This is a genomic window from Stutzerimonas stutzeri, assembly GCF_038561965.1.
Lineage (GTDB): Bacteria > Pseudomonadota > Gammaproteobacteria > Pseudomonadales > Pseudomonadaceae > Stutzerimonas > Stutzerimonas stutzeri_AA.
In genome coordinates this window covers 3,388,973-3,404,658 of sequence record NZ_CP139348.1, presented here as the reverse complement: position 1 = coordinate 3,404,658, position 15,686 = coordinate 3,388,973, and the positions used below count along the sequence as shown (strand labels likewise).

General features: G+C 58.5%; 17 protein-coding genes. 16 read left to right on the top strand and 1 reads right to left on the bottom strand.

Annotated elements, in window-relative coordinates:
• Positions 1–118: 118 nt before the first annotated feature.
• From flgB to SM130_RS15390, 16 genes are all read left to right on the top strand, one after another.
• Positions 119–523: a flagellar basal body rod protein FlgB gene (flgB, locus tag SM130_RS15465; RefSeq protein WP_102825153.1), complete on the top strand. Its 405-nt coding sequence runs from the start codon at positions 119–121 to the stop codon at positions 521–523.
• A gap of 11 nt (positions 524–534) precedes the next feature.
• Entirely contained in the window at positions 535–978 is a 444-nt protein-coding gene (gene flgC / locus SM130_RS15460) for a flagellar basal body rod protein FlgC (protein WP_102825154.1), read from the top strand.
• Positions 979–997: 19 nt separating this feature from the next.
• On the top strand, positions 998–1,681 hold the full coding sequence (gene flgD / locus SM130_RS15455; protein ID WP_102825155.1) for a flagellar hook assembly protein FlgD: 684 nt from the start codon (positions 998–1,000) through the stop codon (positions 1,679–1,681).
• A gap of 30 nt (positions 1,682–1,711) precedes the next feature.
• Positions 1,712–3,181 (top strand): flagellar hook protein FlgE, encoded by a 1,470-nt coding sequence (locus SM130_RS15450; protein WP_102825156.1) that lies wholly within the window; start codon positions 1,712–1,714, stop codon positions 3,179–3,181.
• Between the two features lie 198 nt (positions 3,182–3,379).
• Positions 3,380–4,120 carry a flagellar basal-body rod protein FlgF gene (gene flgF, locus SM130_RS15445; protein WP_102825157.1) on the top strand — a complete coding sequence of 247 codons (741 nt, stop codon included), beginning with the start codon at positions 3,380–3,382 and terminating at the stop codon, positions 4,118–4,120.
• A 35-nt stretch (positions 4,121–4,155) separates the two neighbouring features.
• Complete coding sequence (flgG, locus tag SM130_RS15440) at positions 4,156–4,941, top strand: flagellar basal-body rod protein FlgG (RefSeq protein WP_102825158.1); 786 nt, start codon at positions 4,156–4,158, stop codon at positions 4,939–4,941.
• 84 nt (positions 4,942–5,025) lie between these two features.
• On the top strand, positions 5,026–5,721 hold the full coding sequence (gene flgH, locus SM130_RS15435; RefSeq protein WP_102825159.1) for a flagellar basal body L-ring protein FlgH: 696 nt from the start codon (positions 5,026–5,028) through the stop codon (positions 5,719–5,721).
• A 14-nt stretch (positions 5,722–5,735) separates the two neighbouring features.
• Positions 5,736–6,836: a flagellar basal body P-ring protein FlgI gene (locus SM130_RS15430; protein ID WP_102825160.1), complete on the top strand. Its 1,101-nt coding sequence runs from the start codon at positions 5,736–5,738 to the stop codon at positions 6,834–6,836.
• Between the two features lie 10 nt (positions 6,837–6,846).
• The gene (flgJ, locus tag SM130_RS15425) at positions 6,847–8,019 is read left to right on the top strand and encodes a flagellar assembly peptidoglycan hydrolase FlgJ (protein ID WP_102825161.1); all 1,173 of its coding nucleotides are present in this window, start codon (positions 6,847–6,849) and stop codon (positions 8,017–8,019) included.
• Between the two features lie 3 nt (positions 8,020–8,022).
• The gene (gene flgK / locus SM130_RS15420) at positions 8,023–10,044 is read left to right on the top strand and encodes a flagellar hook-associated protein FlgK (RefSeq protein WP_102825162.1); all 2,022 of its coding nucleotides are present in this window, start codon (positions 8,023–8,025) and stop codon (positions 10,042–10,044) included.
• A 12-nt stretch (positions 10,045–10,056) separates the two neighbouring features.
• Entirely contained in the window at positions 10,057–11,310 is a 1,254-nt protein-coding gene (gene flgL / locus SM130_RS15415; RefSeq protein WP_102825163.1) for a flagellar hook-associated protein FlgL, read from the top strand.
• 121 nt (positions 11,311–11,431) lie between these two features.
• Positions 11,432–11,752 (top strand): ComEA family DNA-binding protein, encoded by a 321-nt coding sequence (locus SM130_RS15410; protein WP_102825164.1) that lies wholly within the window; start codon positions 11,432–11,434, stop codon positions 11,750–11,752.
• A 349-nt stretch (positions 11,753–12,101) separates the two neighbouring features.
• Entirely contained in the window at positions 12,102–12,542 is a 441-nt protein-coding gene (locus tag SM130_RS15405; RefSeq protein WP_102825165.1) for a YkvA family protein, read from the top strand.
• A 167-nt stretch (positions 12,543–12,709) separates the two neighbouring features.
• Positions 12,710–13,039 carry a helix-turn-helix domain-containing protein gene (locus SM130_RS15400; protein WP_102825166.1) on the top strand — a complete coding sequence of 110 codons (330 nt, stop codon included), beginning with the start codon at positions 12,710–12,712 and terminating at the stop codon, positions 13,037–13,039.
• Positions 13,036–13,404 (top strand): hypothetical protein, encoded by a 369-nt coding sequence (locus SM130_RS15395; protein ID WP_102825167.1) that lies wholly within the window; start codon positions 13,036–13,038, stop codon positions 13,402–13,404. The genes SM130_RS15400 and SM130_RS15395 overlap by 4 nt, the downstream gene beginning before the upstream one ends.
• A complete protein-coding gene (locus SM130_RS15390) occupies positions 13,404–13,871 on the top strand; it encodes a hypothetical protein (protein WP_102825168.1) in 468 nt (155 codons plus the stop codon). The genes SM130_RS15395 and SM130_RS15390 overlap by 1 nt, the downstream gene beginning before the upstream one ends.
• Here SM130_RS15390 and SM130_RS15385 read toward each other — a convergent pair.
• The gene (locus tag SM130_RS15385; RefSeq protein ID WP_102825169.1) at positions 13,838–15,634 is read right to left on the bottom strand and encodes a bifunctional diguanylate cyclase/phosphodiesterase; all 1,797 of its coding nucleotides are present in this window, start codon (positions 15,632–15,634) and stop codon (positions 13,838–13,840) included. The two genes, SM130_RS15390 and SM130_RS15385, sit on opposite strands and share 34 nt — an antisense overlap.
• Positions 15,635–15,686: the final 52 nt, after the last annotated feature.

The following is a 15,686-nucleotide window of genomic DNA, read 5'->3' as shown; positions in this document are numbered from 1 at the left end:
TGACGCGTTTGATTTCGGACGCCTCGTTAAAAACCTTAAGAAACAATGACTTGCTTTGTATGGCATGAGCTTTGCTGGGATATGCGCAAGCAGACTGTATCCGGCAGAGGGCCAGGTCATGAGCATCAGTTTCGACAATGCGTTTGGTATTCACGAGAAGGCGCTTGGCTTTCGCTCGCAGCGTGCGGAAGTGTTGGCCAACAATATCGCCAACGCCGATACGCCTAATTACAAAGCCCGTGATCTGGACTTCAGTAGCGTGCTGGCCGAACAGTCGGCTCGGGGCCAGGGCGGGTTCGGCATGAGTCGAACCAGTGATAAGCACATTGCGGTGGAGAGCCTGGAGATCGCCGACGCATCCCTGCGCTTCCGCACGGCAGTGCACCCATCGCTTGACCAGAACACTGTCGATCTGCAGATCGAACAATCCAACTACGCGAAGAACGCCGTCGACTTCCAGGCGAGCTTCACGTTGCTCAATAGCAAGTTCAAAGGGCTCATGAGCGCCCTGCGCGGTGAATAAAGGAGTACCCCATGTCTCTTAGCAGCGTATTCGACATTGCCGGTAGCGGCATGAGTGCCCAGAGCACCCGCCTGAACACCATTTCCAGCAACATCGCGAACGCCGAAACCGTGTCGTCCAGCGTGGACCAGACTTATCGTGCACGGCATCCGGTATTCGCTACGGTTTTTCAACAGGCCAATGGTCAGCCGGATCAGTCGTTGTTTGCCGGTCAGGAGAAGGCGGGGGTAGGCGTCCAGGTCTTGGGTGTGGTCGAGGACCAGAGCGAGCTTCAGGCGCGTTACGAGCCTAATCATCCGGCCGCCGATGAAGCGGGGTACGTGTACTACCCGAACGTGAACGTGGTGGAAGAAATGGCGGACATGATTTCAGCCAGTCGCGCATTCCAGACCAATGCCGAGCTGATGAATACCGCCAAGACCATGTTGCAGAAAGTGCTGACGCTGGGTCAGTGATTCATACGAGAGCACATTGATGAGCACTACAAACGGCGTCGGTGGTACCGGCACGGTACTCGACCAGTATCAGTTCGGTGATAACCGCGAGGTCAAGGGCAACGACCTCGGCAAGAACGAGTTTCTGGAGCTGCTGGTTGCCCAGTTGAACAACCAGAACCCGCTTGAGCCGCAGGGCAATGGCGAGTTCATCGGCCAGTTGGCGCAGTTCAGCACCGTTGAGGGTGTTGAAAAGCTCAACTCCAGCATGCAGACCATTTTGTCTGGCTACCAGTCTTCGCAAGCGCTACAGGCGTCGTCGCTGGTGGGCCGCAAGGTGATCGTGCCGGCGGACAAGGCGGTTGTGGATACCAGCGAAACCTTCAAGGCCAGCCTCGTTCTTCCGACGTCCAGCAGCAACGTGTTCGTCAACATCTACGACAGCACCGGCGCTGCGGTTGGTCGCGTCAACATGGGCCAGCAGGAAGCCGGGAATATTTCCTTCATGTGGGATGGCAAGGACTCCAGCGGCAATGTATTGCCGCCAGGCACGTACCGCTTCGAAGCGCAGGCGACCTATCAGGGAGAAACCAAAGGCCTGTACACCTTGCTGCCGGCAAACGTCGACAGCGTAACGCTTGGGCAGAACGGCGGTGAGCTGATGCTCAACCTTGCCGGTATCGGCAGCATCGGGCTTTCGAAAGTCCAGATCATCGGGCAATAACCGCCGCACTCTCGGCAAAGCAGCGATTCAATGTCCTTCAACATCGGTCTTAGCGGCCTGCGTGCCGCGAGCAAAGATCTCAACGTAACCGGCAATAACATTGCCAACGCCGGCACGGCCGGTTTCAAGCAGTCACGTGCGGAGTTTTCCGACGTGTATGCTGCATCCGTGCTGGGTACAGGCAAGAACCCTCAGGGCAGTGGTGTGCTGATGTCCAATATTTCCCAGCAGTTCAACCAGGGAAATATCAATTACACCCAGAATGCGCTGGATCTGGCCATCAACGGCAATGGTTTCTTCCAGGTCAGCAACAACGGCGCGGTGAGTTATACCCGTGCCGGTTATTTCGGCACCGACCGCGATGGCTTTCTGGTCGACAACTTCGCCTACAAGCTACAGGGTTTCCCGGTAGACGGTAACGGTAATCTGCAGAATGGCGTGGTTGGCGATTTGCAGATCCAAACGACCAATCAGGCGCCCAAGGCTACTAGCCAGATCAACACGGCATTCAACCTGAACTCGACTCAGAAAGCGCCTGCGACGTGGCAAGCTTCGTACGATTCTGAGTACGACAGCTGGATCAGCAATCCGGCGAACGTAGCGGATGTATCGGCGCCTAGCGCCGCTGAGAGCGCGCAGGCCGCAGCCTATGCCGCGACACAGGCCGGCGCGACGTTCAATCCGTCGGATCCGACGACCTACAACAGCTCCACTTCGCTGAACATCTATGACTCACAAGGTAACGCCCACGTCATGACCCAGTACTTCGTCAAGACAAGTGCGAATACTTGGGACATGAAAGTGCTCGTTGATGGTCGCAATCCGGCGAATCCAGCGCAGGATCCACCTCAGCCATATGTCATGGGGCTGACTTTCAATGCCACTGGTGGGTTGACCGCTATTGATAACGGTGGCTCTGGTCTGTTCAGCGTTTCGCCTGATCTGAAGGTTACGCTTAACTCTGCCACGGGCAATCCGCCTACTGGCGGCTGGATTCCTGCCATTTCCAACGGGGCTACGCCCGCTACCTGGTCACCCAACGGAGCGCGCGCGAATCCGGATGGCATCGTGCTCGATTTCTCGAAGTCATCCCAGTACGCCAGTACGTTTGCCGTCAACAGCGTCAGTCAGGATGGCTACACCACTGGCGAGCTGGCCGGACTGGAAATTGACGATAGCGGAGTGATTTTTGCGCGCTACACCAATGGTCAGTCAAAGGTGCAGGGGCAGATTATTCTGGCGAACTTTGCCAACGTTCAGGGCCTCACGCCGGTCGGCAAGACCCAATGGGTGCAGTCGTTCGAATCCGGAGAGCCGGTCGTTGGCACGCCAGGTTCTGGAACGCTCGGTGCGCTGCAAGCGGGTGCGTTGGAAGATTCCAACGTCGAGCTTTCTGATCAGCTGGTTAACCTGATCGTGGCTCAGCGTAACTATCAGGCTAACGCCAAGACCATCGAAACCGAGAGTGCGATTACGCAGACCATTATCAATCTGCGCTGATAGGCACCGGCAAGGTGTGATTGCCGCTGACGGCAGTATTCCGCCACTCCGTTCAAAGAAGGCCTGCTCGGGCCTTCTTCGTTTTATTAAAACACTTATAAATCAACCTATTATCTGTTTATTTGGCTGTGGCACGAGCTTTGCATTTTCCATCTTCAACAGAACCGCAAGTGTCAAACTCGCGTCTCGGAGAAGTTAATGGACAAGATGCTCTACGTGGCCATGACCGGTGCTAGCCAGAATGCGCGGGCACAGCAGGCCCATGCCAACAATCTGGCAAACATATCGACTACCGGGTTTCGCCGGGATTTCGAGCAGGCCCGCTCCATGCAGGTATTCGGCGATAGTCATCCGGCTCGGGTGTACGCCATGTCTGAGCGGCCCGGGACGGATTTCACGTCCGGCACGTTGCAAGAAACCGGTCGAGACCTCGACGTCGCCGTCGAGGGGGACGGCTGGATCGCCGTGCAAGCGCCCGATGGCAGTGAGGCCTATGTGCGCACTGGCAGCCTGAATATTGACGTGCTGGGCATGTTGCGCACCGCCGACGGTATGCCTGTGCTGGGTAATGGCGGGCCGATTGCGATTCCGCCGGAGGAGAAGGTTGATATCGGCCATGACGGCACCATCAGTATCCGCGCTCTGGGCGAAAACCCGAACATTGTGGTCACGGTTGATCGGATCAAGCTGGTAAATCCTGATCCGAAGCAGATGGAGAAAGGGACCGATGGCCTGATCCGTCTGAAGGGTGGCCAGCCCATCGAGCCAGACGCAAACGTACGGGTCGTTTCAGGCTTCATCGAGGCGAGCAATGTGAATGCCGTAACCGAAATGACTTCCATCCTGGCGCTGTCTCGCCAGTTCGAACTGCACGTAAAGATGATGCGCACCGCCGAAGATGATGCGGCTGCCATGGCGCGCGTACTGCAACTCAGCTAATAGCGTGGCGCCGGCGGCGCACGAGGAGAAAGCTCATGCTTCCAGCACTTTGGGTCAGCAAGACCGGGTTGTCCGCTCAGGACATGAACCTGACGACCATATCCAACAACCTGGCCAACGTTTCTACTACCGGCTTCAAGCGTGACCGTGCCGAATTTCAGGATCTGCTGTACCAGATTCGTCGCCAGCCCGGTGGCCAATCCAGCCAGGACAGCGAACTGCCGTCCGGCCTGCAGCTGGGTACCGGTGTGCGTGTTACCGGAACCCAGAAGATCTTCACCGCCGGTAGTTTGCAGACCACTGAGCAGCCGCTCGACATGGCCATCAATGGTCGAGGCTTCTTCCAGGTGCTGTTGCCGGACGGCACGGTTTCCTACAGCCGCGACGGAAGCTTCCATCTGAGTTCCGACGGCCAGCTGGTGACCTCCAATGGCTATGCGCTGGAGCCGGCCATCGTCGTTCCGCCGGAAACCCAGACATTCACCGTGGGTGAAGACGGCACTGTCTCGGTAACTACCGTGGGTAATCCTCAGCCGCAGATCATCGGTAACTTGCAGACTGCCGACTTCATCAATCCAGCGGGTCTCCAGGCGATGGGCAGCAACCTGTTCCTCGAGACGGCTGCCAGCGGCGCGCCGCAGGTCAGTACGCCGGGATTGAACGGCCTGGGTACCGTCCTTCAGAACACCCTGGAAAACTCCAACGTAAGCGTCGTCGAGGAATTGGTGAACATGATCACCACTCAGCGCGCCTACGAGATGAACTCCAAGGTAATTTCCACCGCCGACCAGATGCTGTCGTTCGTTACGCAGCAACTTTGATCGCGGGTTTGCCGTTGTATACGGGCACGCACATTCAGTGCTGCTCGCAGTAGTTTCGATGGCCTGTCGTGGCTTGAGGTGTTTATGAGCCGTTTGTTGATTGTTGTGTCGATGTCGTCCGCCCTGGCGCTGGTCGGATGTGTTGCCCCTGCGCCGAAACCCAATGACCCGTACTACGCTCCGGTGCTGCCGCGCACGCCGTTGCCAGCGGCGCAAAACAACGGCGCGATCTACCAGGCAGGCTTCGAGACCAATCTCTACGACGACCGCAAGGCTCATCGGGTTGGCGACATCATTACCATTACGCTCAACGAGCGGACCCAGGCTAGCAAGAATGCGACCTCCAAACTCTCGAAGGACAGCAGCGCGAATATCGGACTCGGCTCGCTGTTCGGCGGAGCCGTGTCGATGGCCAATCCGCTGACAGGCAACTCGATGAGCCTGGGTGCCGAGTACGACGCGTCGCGAGACACTTCCGGCTCTGGCCAGGCGGGGCAGAGCAACAGCCTGTCCGGCTCCATCACCGTCACCATTTCCGAAGTACTGCCTAACGGCATTCTGGCGGTGCGCGGCGAGAAATGGATGACGCTCAATACCGGCGACGAACTGGTGCGCATCGCAGGCCTGGTTCGTGCGGACGACATCTCGACCGACAACACCGTCCCATCTACCCGTATTGCTGATGCGCGTATCACCTATTCGGGCACCGGCGCGTTCGCCGATGCGAGCCAGCCTGGCTGGCTCGACCGATTTTTCATGAGCCCGATGTGGCCCTTCTGACCGGAGCTGATGTCATGTGGAAAAAACTGCTTCTGCTCGCGGGTATGCTCACGCTCTGTGCTGGCGCACAGGCTGAGCGTCTGAAGGATGTCGCGACCATCCATGGTGTACGGAGCAACCAGCTGATCGGCTATGGCCTGGTCGTCGGGTTGAACGGTAGTGGTGACCAGACCACCCAGACGCCCTTCACCGTGCAGACCTTCAACAACATGCTGGCCCAGTTCGGCATCAAGGTGCCGGCGGGTGGCAACATCCAGTTGAAGAACGTGGCTGCGGTGTCCATTCATGCAGAGTTACCGCCGTTCGCCAAACCAGGCCAGACCATCGATATCACCGTCTCGTCCATTGGCAATGCCAAGAGCTTGCGTGGCGGCAGCCTGTTGATGGCCCCGTTGAAGGGTATCGACGGCAACGTCTACGCCATTGCGCAGGGCAACCTGGTGGTAGGGGGCTTTGATGCTGGCGGCGCGGATGGTTCACGGATTACCGTCAATTCACCGTCGGCTGGCCGAATACCCGGTGGAGCGTCCGTCGAGCGACCGGTCCCGAGTGGTTTCAACCAAGGCAACACGCTGACCCTGAACCTCAATCGTCCGGACTTCACTACGGCCAAGAATATCGTCGACCAGATCAATGATCTGCTTGGCCCAGGCGTGGCGCAGGCGTTGGATGGTGGATCGATCAGCGTGACTGCACCGCTGGACCCAAGCCAGCGTGTGGACTACCTATCGATTCTGGAGAATCTTCAGGTTGAGGTTGGCCAAGCCGTGGCGAAGGTCATCATCAATTCGCGTACCGGCACCATTGTGATCGGCCAGAACGTTCGGGTTCAGCCTGCCGCCGTCACTCATGGCAGCCTGACCGTGACCATCAGCGAGGAACCACTGGTGAGTCAGCCGGAACCCTTCTCGGATGGGCAGACCGTGGTCGTGCCCAACTCGAAGGTCAAAGCCGAGCAGGAAGCCAAGCCTATGTTCAAGTTCGGCCCAGGCACCACGCTGGATGAAATCGTCCGAGCGGTGAATCAGGTGGGCGCTGCGCCCAGTGACCTGATGGCCATTCTCGAAGCTTTGAAGCAGGCCGGCGCGCTGCAAGCCGACCTGATCGTGATCTAAGGGTAGCGATATGGAAAATCGTCTCGGTAGTGGAGCGCGCGGTCTCGATAGCGGCAGCTACAACGACCTCAATCGCCTCAGTCAGCTCAAGGTCGGCAAAGATCGCGACGGCGAGGAGAACGTGCGCAAGGTCGCGCAGGAGTTCGAGTCGCTGTTTCTCAATGAGATGCTCAAGTCGATGCGTGCGGCTACCGAGGTGCTGGCCAAGGACAACCCGCTGAACAGCCAGGCCAGCAAGCAATATCAGGACATGTACGATCAGCAGCTGTCAGTCAGCCTGTCCAAGGAAGGTGGCGGCATAGGGCTGGCGGATGTGCTGGTGCGCCAGCTGAGCAAGCAGACGGAAACGGTGACGCGCAACAATCCGTTTGCCCAGGTTGCGCAGACCGAGGGCGCAGCCTGGCCGAGCAAGCCGGCGGCTGGTGCTGAATCCGCGCGAGATGATTCAAGGCTGCTCAACCAGCGCAGGCTTGCATTGCCTGGGAAGCTTGCCGACCGACAGGTTGCCAACGTGTCAGCGACTGCCGTTCCGCCGGCGGGCGATACCGTGCAGCCGCTGGTTAACGTGGACTGGAAGCCGGCCACCGCGTTCGTGCCGCCCACGGACAAGCCGCTGACGGTAAATGGCGTGGAGAAAAGTGCTCCGAACGCGCCAAGCAGGACGCGCTTCAGTTCCTCCCAGGAGTTCATCGCCACCATGCTGCCAATGGCCGAGAAGGCTGCCGAGCGCCTTGGGATCGAACCACGCTTTCTGGTTGCACAGGCCGCGCTGGAAACCGGCTGGGGCAAGTCCATGATTCGCCAGAAGGACGGCAGTAACAGCCACAACCTGTTCGGTATCAAGGCGACCGGTTGGAAGGGCGAGTCTGCCACCGTAATGACGACCGAATACGTCAATGGCAAGGCGACCCGCGAGAAGGCGGGCTTTCGCGCCTACGATTCATTCGAGCAGAGCTTCGACGACTTCGTCAGCCTGCTGGAAAACAACGACCGCTATCGGACCGCGATCCAGGTGGCGAGCAACACCGGTGATTCGGAGCGTTTCGTCAAAGAACTACAGAAAGCCGGCTATGCCACCGATCCGCAATACGCCCGCAAGATCAGCCAGATCGCGCGCAAGATGCAGACCTACCAGACCGTTGCCGACGCGAATTCGGTGCCCGCGATGCGGACCAGAGGCTAAACCATGGCTGACCTATTGAGCATTGGCCTTTCCGGCCTGGCTGCCAGCAAGACCCAGCTGTCGATCACCGGCCACAACATCACCAACGTCAATACGCCTGGCTACAGCCGTCAGGATGCGACCCAGGCCACTCGGTCTCCCCAGTTCAGTGGTGCGGGCTATATCGGGTCGGGAACCACGTTGGTCGACATCCGCCGCAGCTATAGCGAATTTCTCACCAGCCAGTTGCGCAGTAGCACCTCGCTGAGCGGTGATGTGGAGGCTTACAAAAGTCAGATAAACCAACTCGATTCATTGCTGGCCGGCACCACCACGGGTATCACACCCTCGCTGCAGAAGTTTTTCTCCGCCTTGCAGACCGCTGCCGAGGACCCTGCGAACATCCCGGCGCGCCAGTTGGTGTTGGCCGAGGCCGAGGGTTTGGCGCGGCGGTTCAACACCGTCTATGACCGGCTCTCTGAGCAGAACAATTTCACCAACAAGCAAATGTCCGCGGTCACCGATCAGGTAAACCGGCTGGCTGGCAGCATCGGTAGCCTGAACGAGGCGATTGCTCTCGCGGCAGCCAACGGTAAGCAGCCGAACGATCTGCTCGATGCCCGCGACGAGGCCGTGCGCCAGTTGTCGGGCTATATCGGTGTGACGGTGGTTCCTCAGGATGACAGTAGCTTCAACATCTTCATCGGCAGTGGCCAGCCGCTGGTGGTGGGAACCGCGGTGGCCAAGCTGGAAGTGGTGCCAGGGCAGGGCGACCCGAATCGGCATGAAGTACAGTTCATCAGTGGCGGCTCCCGTCAGGGCATTACTTCGCAGGTTACCGGTGGCGAATTGGGCGGGTTGATTCGGTATCGCCAGGAAGTTCTGGATTCCACCATGAATTCGCTTGGCCGGCTCGCGCTTGCCGTGAGCGATCAAGTGAATACCCAGCTGGGACAGGGGCTGGACCTCAAGGGTGAGGTTGGCTCGGCGCTGTTTGGTAACTACAACGATCCGGCGCTGGCTAAGCTGCGCGTCACTGCGTTTTCCGGCAATAGCAATGCGCAGCCGGTATTGAATATCACCAATACCAGCCAGCTCAGCACTAGCGACTACCTGATGGAATATGACGGTAGCGGCTACAAGGTACGGCGCCTTAGCGATAACCAGCTAATGACAACCACGGAAAGTCCGGCCGGCACGCTGTCGATCACTGACAGGGATGGCCGCAACCAGGGATTCCAGATTGTTATGGACGATCCGCTGCCGGCTCCTGGTGATAAGTTCAGCCTCCAGCCCACTCGTCGTGGCGCATCTGAGATCAAGGCGACGCTTGATCAAGCTGATCAGCTGGCGTTTGCAGCACCGGTGCGCGCCAAAGCCGAGCTGCAGAACAGCGGGAACGGGGTAATTGGCCAGCCTTCGATCGAAAACGTTCAGAACCCTCTGGTTCCGCTGGATCTGCAGAACCTGTCACCGGTTTCAATGACCTATGCTGCCCCCGTCGCGCCTTCTCCAAATGGAACGTTGACCCTGAGCGCCCCAGCAGGTGTAACCATTACGCCTGCTACGCTGAATGTGACCCCGGGACAAAACAACACGCTGAACTACACCATCTCTTCAGGTGGCAGCACTGTGGAGATTTCCCAAGCGTTCAGCGGTCGGCCTGGGCCAGGAGATGTATTTACGCTGGAATACAATCGGAGCGGCGTCTCGGACAACCGTAACGCTTTGAAGCTGGTCGACCTGCAAACAAAGCAGACCGTAGGCGTCACGGCCGGTGTTGTTGGTTCAGGTTTCAGTTTCACCGATGGCTACGGCGAGCTGGTCGAGCGCGTCGGCACCTTGACTGCACAGGCACGCATGGACAGCGACGCGACCGGCGCGATCCTCAAGCAGGCCACCGACAACAGGGACTCGTTGTCCGCTGTGAACCTGGACGAGGAAGCGGCTAATCTGATCAAGTTCGAGCAGTACTACAACGCTTCGGCTCAGATCATTCAAGTTGCGCGCTCCTTGTTCGATACATTGATCAGCTCCTTCAGGTAATAGGCTCGTCATATGCGCATTTCTACCGTGCAAGCATTCAACAACGGTGTCGCCGGGTTGCAGCGCAACTATGCCAACGCGACCCGTACCCAAGAGCAGATCAGCACGGGCAACCGCCTTCTCACACCGGCAGACGACCCGGTTGCGTCGGTGCGGCTGTTGCAGTTGGAGCAGCAACAGAACGTGCTGAGCCAGTACAACTCCAACCTGACCGCCGCCAAGAATAGCCTCACCCAAGAAGAGGTCACGCTCGGGTCTTCGTATACCGTGCTGCATCGTGTACGGGAGCTTGCGTTGCAGGCTGGCAACGGAGCGCTGAGCGCAGAAGATCGTAAGTCCATTTCCGCTGAGCTGACTCAGCGCGAGGACGAGCTGCTGTCTTTGATGAACACCCGTAACGCACGAGGCGAGTACCTGTTTTCTGGTTTCCAGGGCAAAACGCAGCCGTTCGTGCGCACGGGCGATGGTAGCTATAGTTATCAGGGCGATGAAGGGCAGAGAAAACTGCAAATCGCCAGCTCGCTGAATATAGCCATCAGCGATAACGGTAAAGCGGTATTCGAAAACGTTACCAACGCAGGGCGCTATCAGGTTTTACCCGGTTCGACCTTGAGCGTTTCCGCGCCGCTAGTTCAGGATGAGGTAGCGGTTGCGGGAAATCCGGCATTCCCAGCCGCGGGCGTGGGCATTTATTTCACGTCTGATACCGATTACATCATTTACGACCGGGCCAACCCACCAGCAGATTTTGCCGACCCCTATGCCGATCCAGATCAGGTCATCGGTTCGGGAGTTGTCGACGGGAATGAAAAAACTGCCGACGAGCTTGTTTTCCGCGGCGTTATGGTTAAGTTCGATGGTGTTCAGGCTCAAGGTCAGTCGGCAGAAATCCAGCTTAATGCCAACGTACAAAAGCAGGGCATCCTCGACACGATCGCCAATCTTCGCAAGACTTTGGAAAACCCGGCGTCTAGCAACGCAGACATCCGCGATTCCGTGGCGGTGAGTCTGACCAATCTCGATTACGGCATGGGAAGCGTAGATGCAGCCCGCGGAAACATCGGCGCACGGCTCAATGTAATCGAAACAACGCAGACCGATAACGAGGACGTTGCGTTGGTGAACAAGTCTGTCCAGGCCGAGTTGCGCGAATTGGATTATGCGGAGGCGCTTTCAAGACTTTCGTTCCAGACCATCATTCTCGAGGCGGCACAGCAGAGCTACGTCAAAATCAGCGGCCTTAACCTGTTCAACGCCATGCGCTGAGGAACATGACGAGGTTTGCAAAAATGCACCCTCGCTTTTGACATTGGCGGGGAGGCGGCTAGATTGGCTGACGCGGAGCAGGAAGTCCCGCGTAGAAAATCCCTCAGATAAGGACATCGTCATGAACAAAGCTTTTATTGCTGCTGCGGCTTTTGCCGTTCTTACCAGCCTGTCCCTCAGTGGCCATGCAGCCACGCAATCGCAGCCCGCGCCCTTGCCCGCGCCGGCTGTCGCCATCACCCAGGCACCAGTGAACCTCAATACCGCCGACGCCGTCACGCTTACCCGTGAACTCAAAGGTATCGGCGCCACCAAGGCCAAAGCGATCATCGATTATCGCGACGACCATGGCCCGTTCAGTTCGGTAGACGAGCTGCTCGAGGTAAAAGGGATTGGCTCGGCCACTCTGGAAAAGATTCGCGGCCAACTCAGCGTTCAGTAACGCCGTGCAGAGGCCGATCGCAATGGTCGGCCTCTTGTCCATCGATAGGCCGAACCCCCTGTGCAGCCACTAGTCAAAGTGCTTGTAAAGCCATTGACAATCCTCGGTTATGCACATTCGGAATAGAAATATCCGATTCCTGCCCCGGCGCAGACGCTCAGTTTTCACAGCTTCGTAAGATACTGATTTAAAAGAGCTTACCTGGCTGGATAAAAAAGCGTCGATCTGTCGGGCAGCCCCGTAGATGGGGCATTTGCGGCAGTCATCCATAAACTGTTCACAAGGTTATCCACAGGTTCGGTGGATAACATCCCCAAGGTCACGGATGACGCAGGCTAGAAGGTGTTTGATGAAGGCTCCCTGGAATTTGCTCAGATATCTGCCGCTCGCCCAGAGGTTGATCAAGCGGGGGAAAATTCCCGCGTTGCTGCTCGCAGTGGCACGCAAGTCATCGTCCAAGCGAGGATTGCTAAAAGGCCTGCGAGATGATCTGGCGCTACTACAAGCGCTTTGCGTGGCATGGTGGCGTGGTGAGTATCGGGCCGTCAGCCCCAACGCGCTGATAGCGATCGTTGCGGGCCTGCTGTACTTCCTATCGCCCATCGATGCGATTCCCGATTGGCTGCCTGGCCTTGGATTTGTCGATGATCTAGCCGTACTGGGCTGGGTGATGCGCAAATGGTCCGGAGAGCTGGACGCATTCAGAGTTTGGAAACAGGCGCAATCGGCCGACCGCCAAGCCGCGCTTCTGCGATTGCCTGCGCTGGACGAGCCCAAGGCTGGCGACTAATAGCTCGAACTCAGGTAGGCATGCATCGCTCGTCCGTTTGTCGATACTGATCGCACATTTGCGGTACTGATCCCGATTCCCTGTCGCATGCGGCAGGTTGGTAGCTTCAAGGAGCGTCGAGGGCTGTTAAGATTCCGCCTCTGATCGAGGACGCCAGGGGAATACGGATGAATGTTCAGGTCATCATGCGTGACGGCTCGCCGGAATACGCCGTTCTGCCATGGGACGAGTACCAGGCACTTCTCAACGCTGTCGGAGTCCGGCCTCCGACGGCCGCAGCCTCTGTGCCTACGGCTGGCCAGCCACGCCCCGTACTGAGTCAACTGCCACTCCTGCGAGAGGCCAAAGGCCTGACGCTGGAAGTATTGGCGCGCTCGGTAGGTATCAGCCCGGCGTACCTTGGGTTGATCGAGGCAGGGGAGCGCGAGCCCGATGCTGCGATTCGCCGCGCGCTGGCACGCGCGTTGGAAATCACCGGTTGGGAGGATGACGCTTGACGTCAGTATCCATCAGCCGCCAACACTGGCTGGCATTGCTTTGTGAGCTTGATGCCGCGCGCCGCCAACGGCATTTGGTAACCTACCGGGCGCTGGTCGAGCGCCTTCAACTACCCACCCCTGCGATGCAGACGCTGACCGCTGCCCTGGAGCATCTTGCCGCGCTGGATGCCCGTGCCGAGCGGCCGTTGCGCAGTGCGCTGGTTATCAGCCAGGGCGCTAGTCGTTTGCCCCGCACAGGCTTCTTCGAGTGCGCTTCGCAACTAGGGCGCTTCTCCGGGCCCGCTGATGGTGCCGCAGCCGCCTCGTGGCATGCTGGAGAAGTGGCGCGCGTGTTCGAGTTCAACTATCCGGAGGACGTCTGATGCTGGGGCGGCTACGCGCGAGGCTCGGTTATTTCGCCGCACGCAAGTTGATGATGTCCCACTTTGCGGTGCAGCAGCCGAAACTCTGGCGTTGGATGGAAGGACAATTCGCACGAATGGCGGCCCTTGGGAACGTAGGTGCGCAGAGCTTCTACGGCCACATTCTCTATTTCCGCGGTCGTGGTCATGGCGCCAAGCTAGAGGGTGTCCGGCTGTTGCGGCTGGCGGCCAAGGCCGGCGATGCCAAGGCGGCTTACCAGATGGGTGTCGTCAGCCTGAGCGAAGACGCATCACACGGGCCCGATGGCAACGAGGCGGCTCGTTGGTGGGCCAAGGCGGCCGAGGCGGGCCATCCTCTGGCGGCGGTTCGGCTTGAGCAGCTTTATCGCGCCGGAGGTCACGGCCTGGCCGCCGATGCCTCGCAGGCAGACCGTTACAAGGCGAGGGCCGCGCAGCTGGGGCTGTAAGCATCCATCGGTGGCTCGCCTGCGTCGATTAGATGAGAACTGGGGCCGCTTACCTGTTTTGCGTAACGCTTGGCCTCCGACGCCAATGCTGCAAGCCTGCCCGCATCCAGGCGGTCGGTGTGCTCCGGAAGCACGCTGACGAGCCCGATCGACAGCGACAACAAGGCATAGCGCTGTTTTCGTCCGTCCCGACTGGTTGAGACAAAGCACTCGGCCTCTAGATGTTCTCGCAGGTAGAACGCCTTACTGCGAAGCATGAAATCATGATGCAGCTGTTCGATGCGCCGTTCCCAGTCGAGGGCGCCCAGCACCAGCATGAAATCATCACCTCCTATATGGCCAACGAAATCCACGCGCGCGTCGACCCGATCGTTCAGGCACTGCGCGAGACACAGCAGCACTTCGTCGCCTTTGCCGTAGCCGTAGAGGTCGTTGAAAGGCTTGAAGTTGTCGATATCGACGTAACAGACCAGCGCCTGACGTCTCTGCAGCAACAGGCGTGTCAGGCATTGCTGTATTGGCACGTTTCCGGGCAACAGTGTCAGTGGGTTGGCATGGCGCGCCTGTTGGACCTTCAATTCGGTTATCAATCTAAGGACGTCGATGACGCGGCCTACGCCGTGATAACTGCCAGCCTGGGTGATGACGAAATCTTCCTCGATACGTTGACGAGCACGACTCGTTAGCAGGCGGCTGACTTGCTGCAGGGATTGCTCGAGCCCGACTGCGAGAAAGTCGGTACTCATCAGCCGACTGACCGGCTTGCGCGCCAGCAGATCCGTGGCGAAGGGCTTGAGTAGCGCATCGGAAATGAGATTGCGGTGCACGATGCCGACCGGTCGCGCCTCGGCGTCCACTACCGCAATCGAGTTCAGATTGGGCTGGATGCGAAATGCCTCAAGCAACTCCGCGACCGGTCGATCTGCTGTCATGGAGAATTGTCGGATGAGCAGTGCGGACAGGTTACAAGACTCTTCGGCGAAGCTGCTCTGCTGGGTTTCGGCTGAAGGCAGGATCTCTTCGATATCCAGTGCAGGTAGTTCTTGTGGCCGTCCCAGCAGGTACCCCTGAACCAGATCGACACCCATGCTGGCCAGCACCGCCAGTTCTTCGGGCAGCTCTATACCTTCTGCGATGACCTGGGTGCGTGACGTGCGGGCAATCTTCAGGATCGACTCAACGAACTCGCGCTTCACCGGATCAAGATGGATGCCGTCGATGAAATAGCGGTCGATCTTCACATAGTCGGGTCGCAGTTCGGACCACAGGCGCAGGCTCGAATAACCGGCACCGAGGTCGTCGAGCGCGATGCTGAAGCCCATCGAGCGGTAATGGTGAAGCGCTTTGTCCAGCAGCTCGAGATCGTCAGCGGGGGCCTGTTCGGTTAGCTCGATGACCACGTTGTCAGCGGAAATGCCGTAGGCATTCAGCAGCTCAAGCGTGCGGCCAGGCTTGTGAGTTGCATCGAGCAAGGTTTCCGGTGATGCGTTGAGAAACAGCTTGCCGCGCAAGGCGCCCTGGCTATAGCGCCGGCACGCGGTCTCTCGGCAGGTCATCTCCAGTTCGTTAAGACGGCCAGCATGGCGCGCCGTAGCGAGCAGATTGATCGGGGAATGCAGCGGGCCATTAGATGGCCCTCGGCTGAGAGCCTCATAACCGAGGATGCGCCGCTCCGAGAGCGAGACGATGGGTTGGAACAGCGTAGTGATGTCGCCGTGAGCAAGGATGTGTCCTAGCGTGCTCAACTGCTCGGTGACTGTCATGGATATCTCTGGTGTGAAAAAAAAGGGCCACGAGAGTGGCCCTTCATTTCAC

Bases quoted from the DNA above. Each gene is read 5' to 3' on its own strand.
- flgC (WP_102825154.1), top strand. From the start codon at position 535: ATGTCTCTTAGCAGCGTATTCGACATTGCCGGTAGCGGCATGAGTGCC.
- flgF (WP_102825157.1), top strand. From the start codon at position 3,380: ATGGACAAGATGCTCTACGTGGCCATGACCGGTGCTAGCCAGAATGCG.
- SM130_RS15430 (WP_102825160.1), top strand. From the start codon at position 5,736: ATGTGGAAAAAACTGCTTCTGCTCGCGGGTATGCTCACGCTCTGTGCT.
- SM130_RS15400 (WP_102825166.1), top strand. From the start codon at position 12,710: ATGAATGTTCAGGTCATCATGCGTGACGGCTCGCCGGAATACGCCGTT.
- flgJ (WP_102825161.1), top strand. From the start codon at position 6,847: ATGGAAAATCGTCTCGGTAGTGGAGCGCGCGGTCTCGATAGCGGCAGC.
- SM130_RS15405 (WP_102825165.1), top strand. From the start codon at position 12,102: ATGAAGGCTCCCTGGAATTTGCTCAGATATCTGCCGCTCGCCCAGAGG.
- flgD (WP_102825155.1), top strand. From the start codon at position 998: ATGAGCACTACAAACGGCGTCGGTGGTACCGGCACGGTACTCGACCAG.
- SM130_RS15390 (WP_102825168.1), top strand. From the start codon at position 13,404: ATGCTGGGGCGGCTACGCGCGAGGCTCGGTTATTTCGCCGCACGCAAG.
- SM130_RS15385 (WP_102825169.1), bottom strand. From the start codon at position 15,634: ATGACAGTCACCGAGCAGTTGAGCACGCTAGGACACATCCTTGCTCAC.
- SM130_RS15410 (WP_102825164.1), top strand. From the start codon at position 11,432: ATGAACAAAGCTTTTATTGCTGCTGCGGCTTTTGCCGTTCTTACCAGC.
- SM130_RS15450 (WP_102825156.1), top strand. From the start codon at position 1,712: ATGTCCTTCAACATCGGTCTTAGCGGCCTGCGTGCCGCGAGCAAAGAT.
- flgG (WP_102825158.1), top strand. From the start codon at position 4,156: ATGCTTCCAGCACTTTGGGTCAGCAAGACCGGGTTGTCCGCTCAGGAC.
- flgH (WP_102825159.1), top strand. From the start codon at position 5,026: ATGAGCCGTTTGTTGATTGTTGTGTCGATGTCGTCCGCCCTGGCGCTG.
- flgK (WP_102825162.1), top strand. From the start codon at position 8,023: ATGGCTGACCTATTGAGCATTGGCCTTTCCGGCCTGGCTGCCAGCAAG.
- flgL (WP_102825163.1), top strand. From the start codon at position 10,057: ATGCGCATTTCTACCGTGCAAGCATTCAACAACGGTGTCGCCGGGTTG.
- flgB (WP_102825153.1), top strand. From the start codon at position 119: ATGAGCATCAGTTTCGACAATGCGTTTGGTATTCACGAGAAGGCGCTT.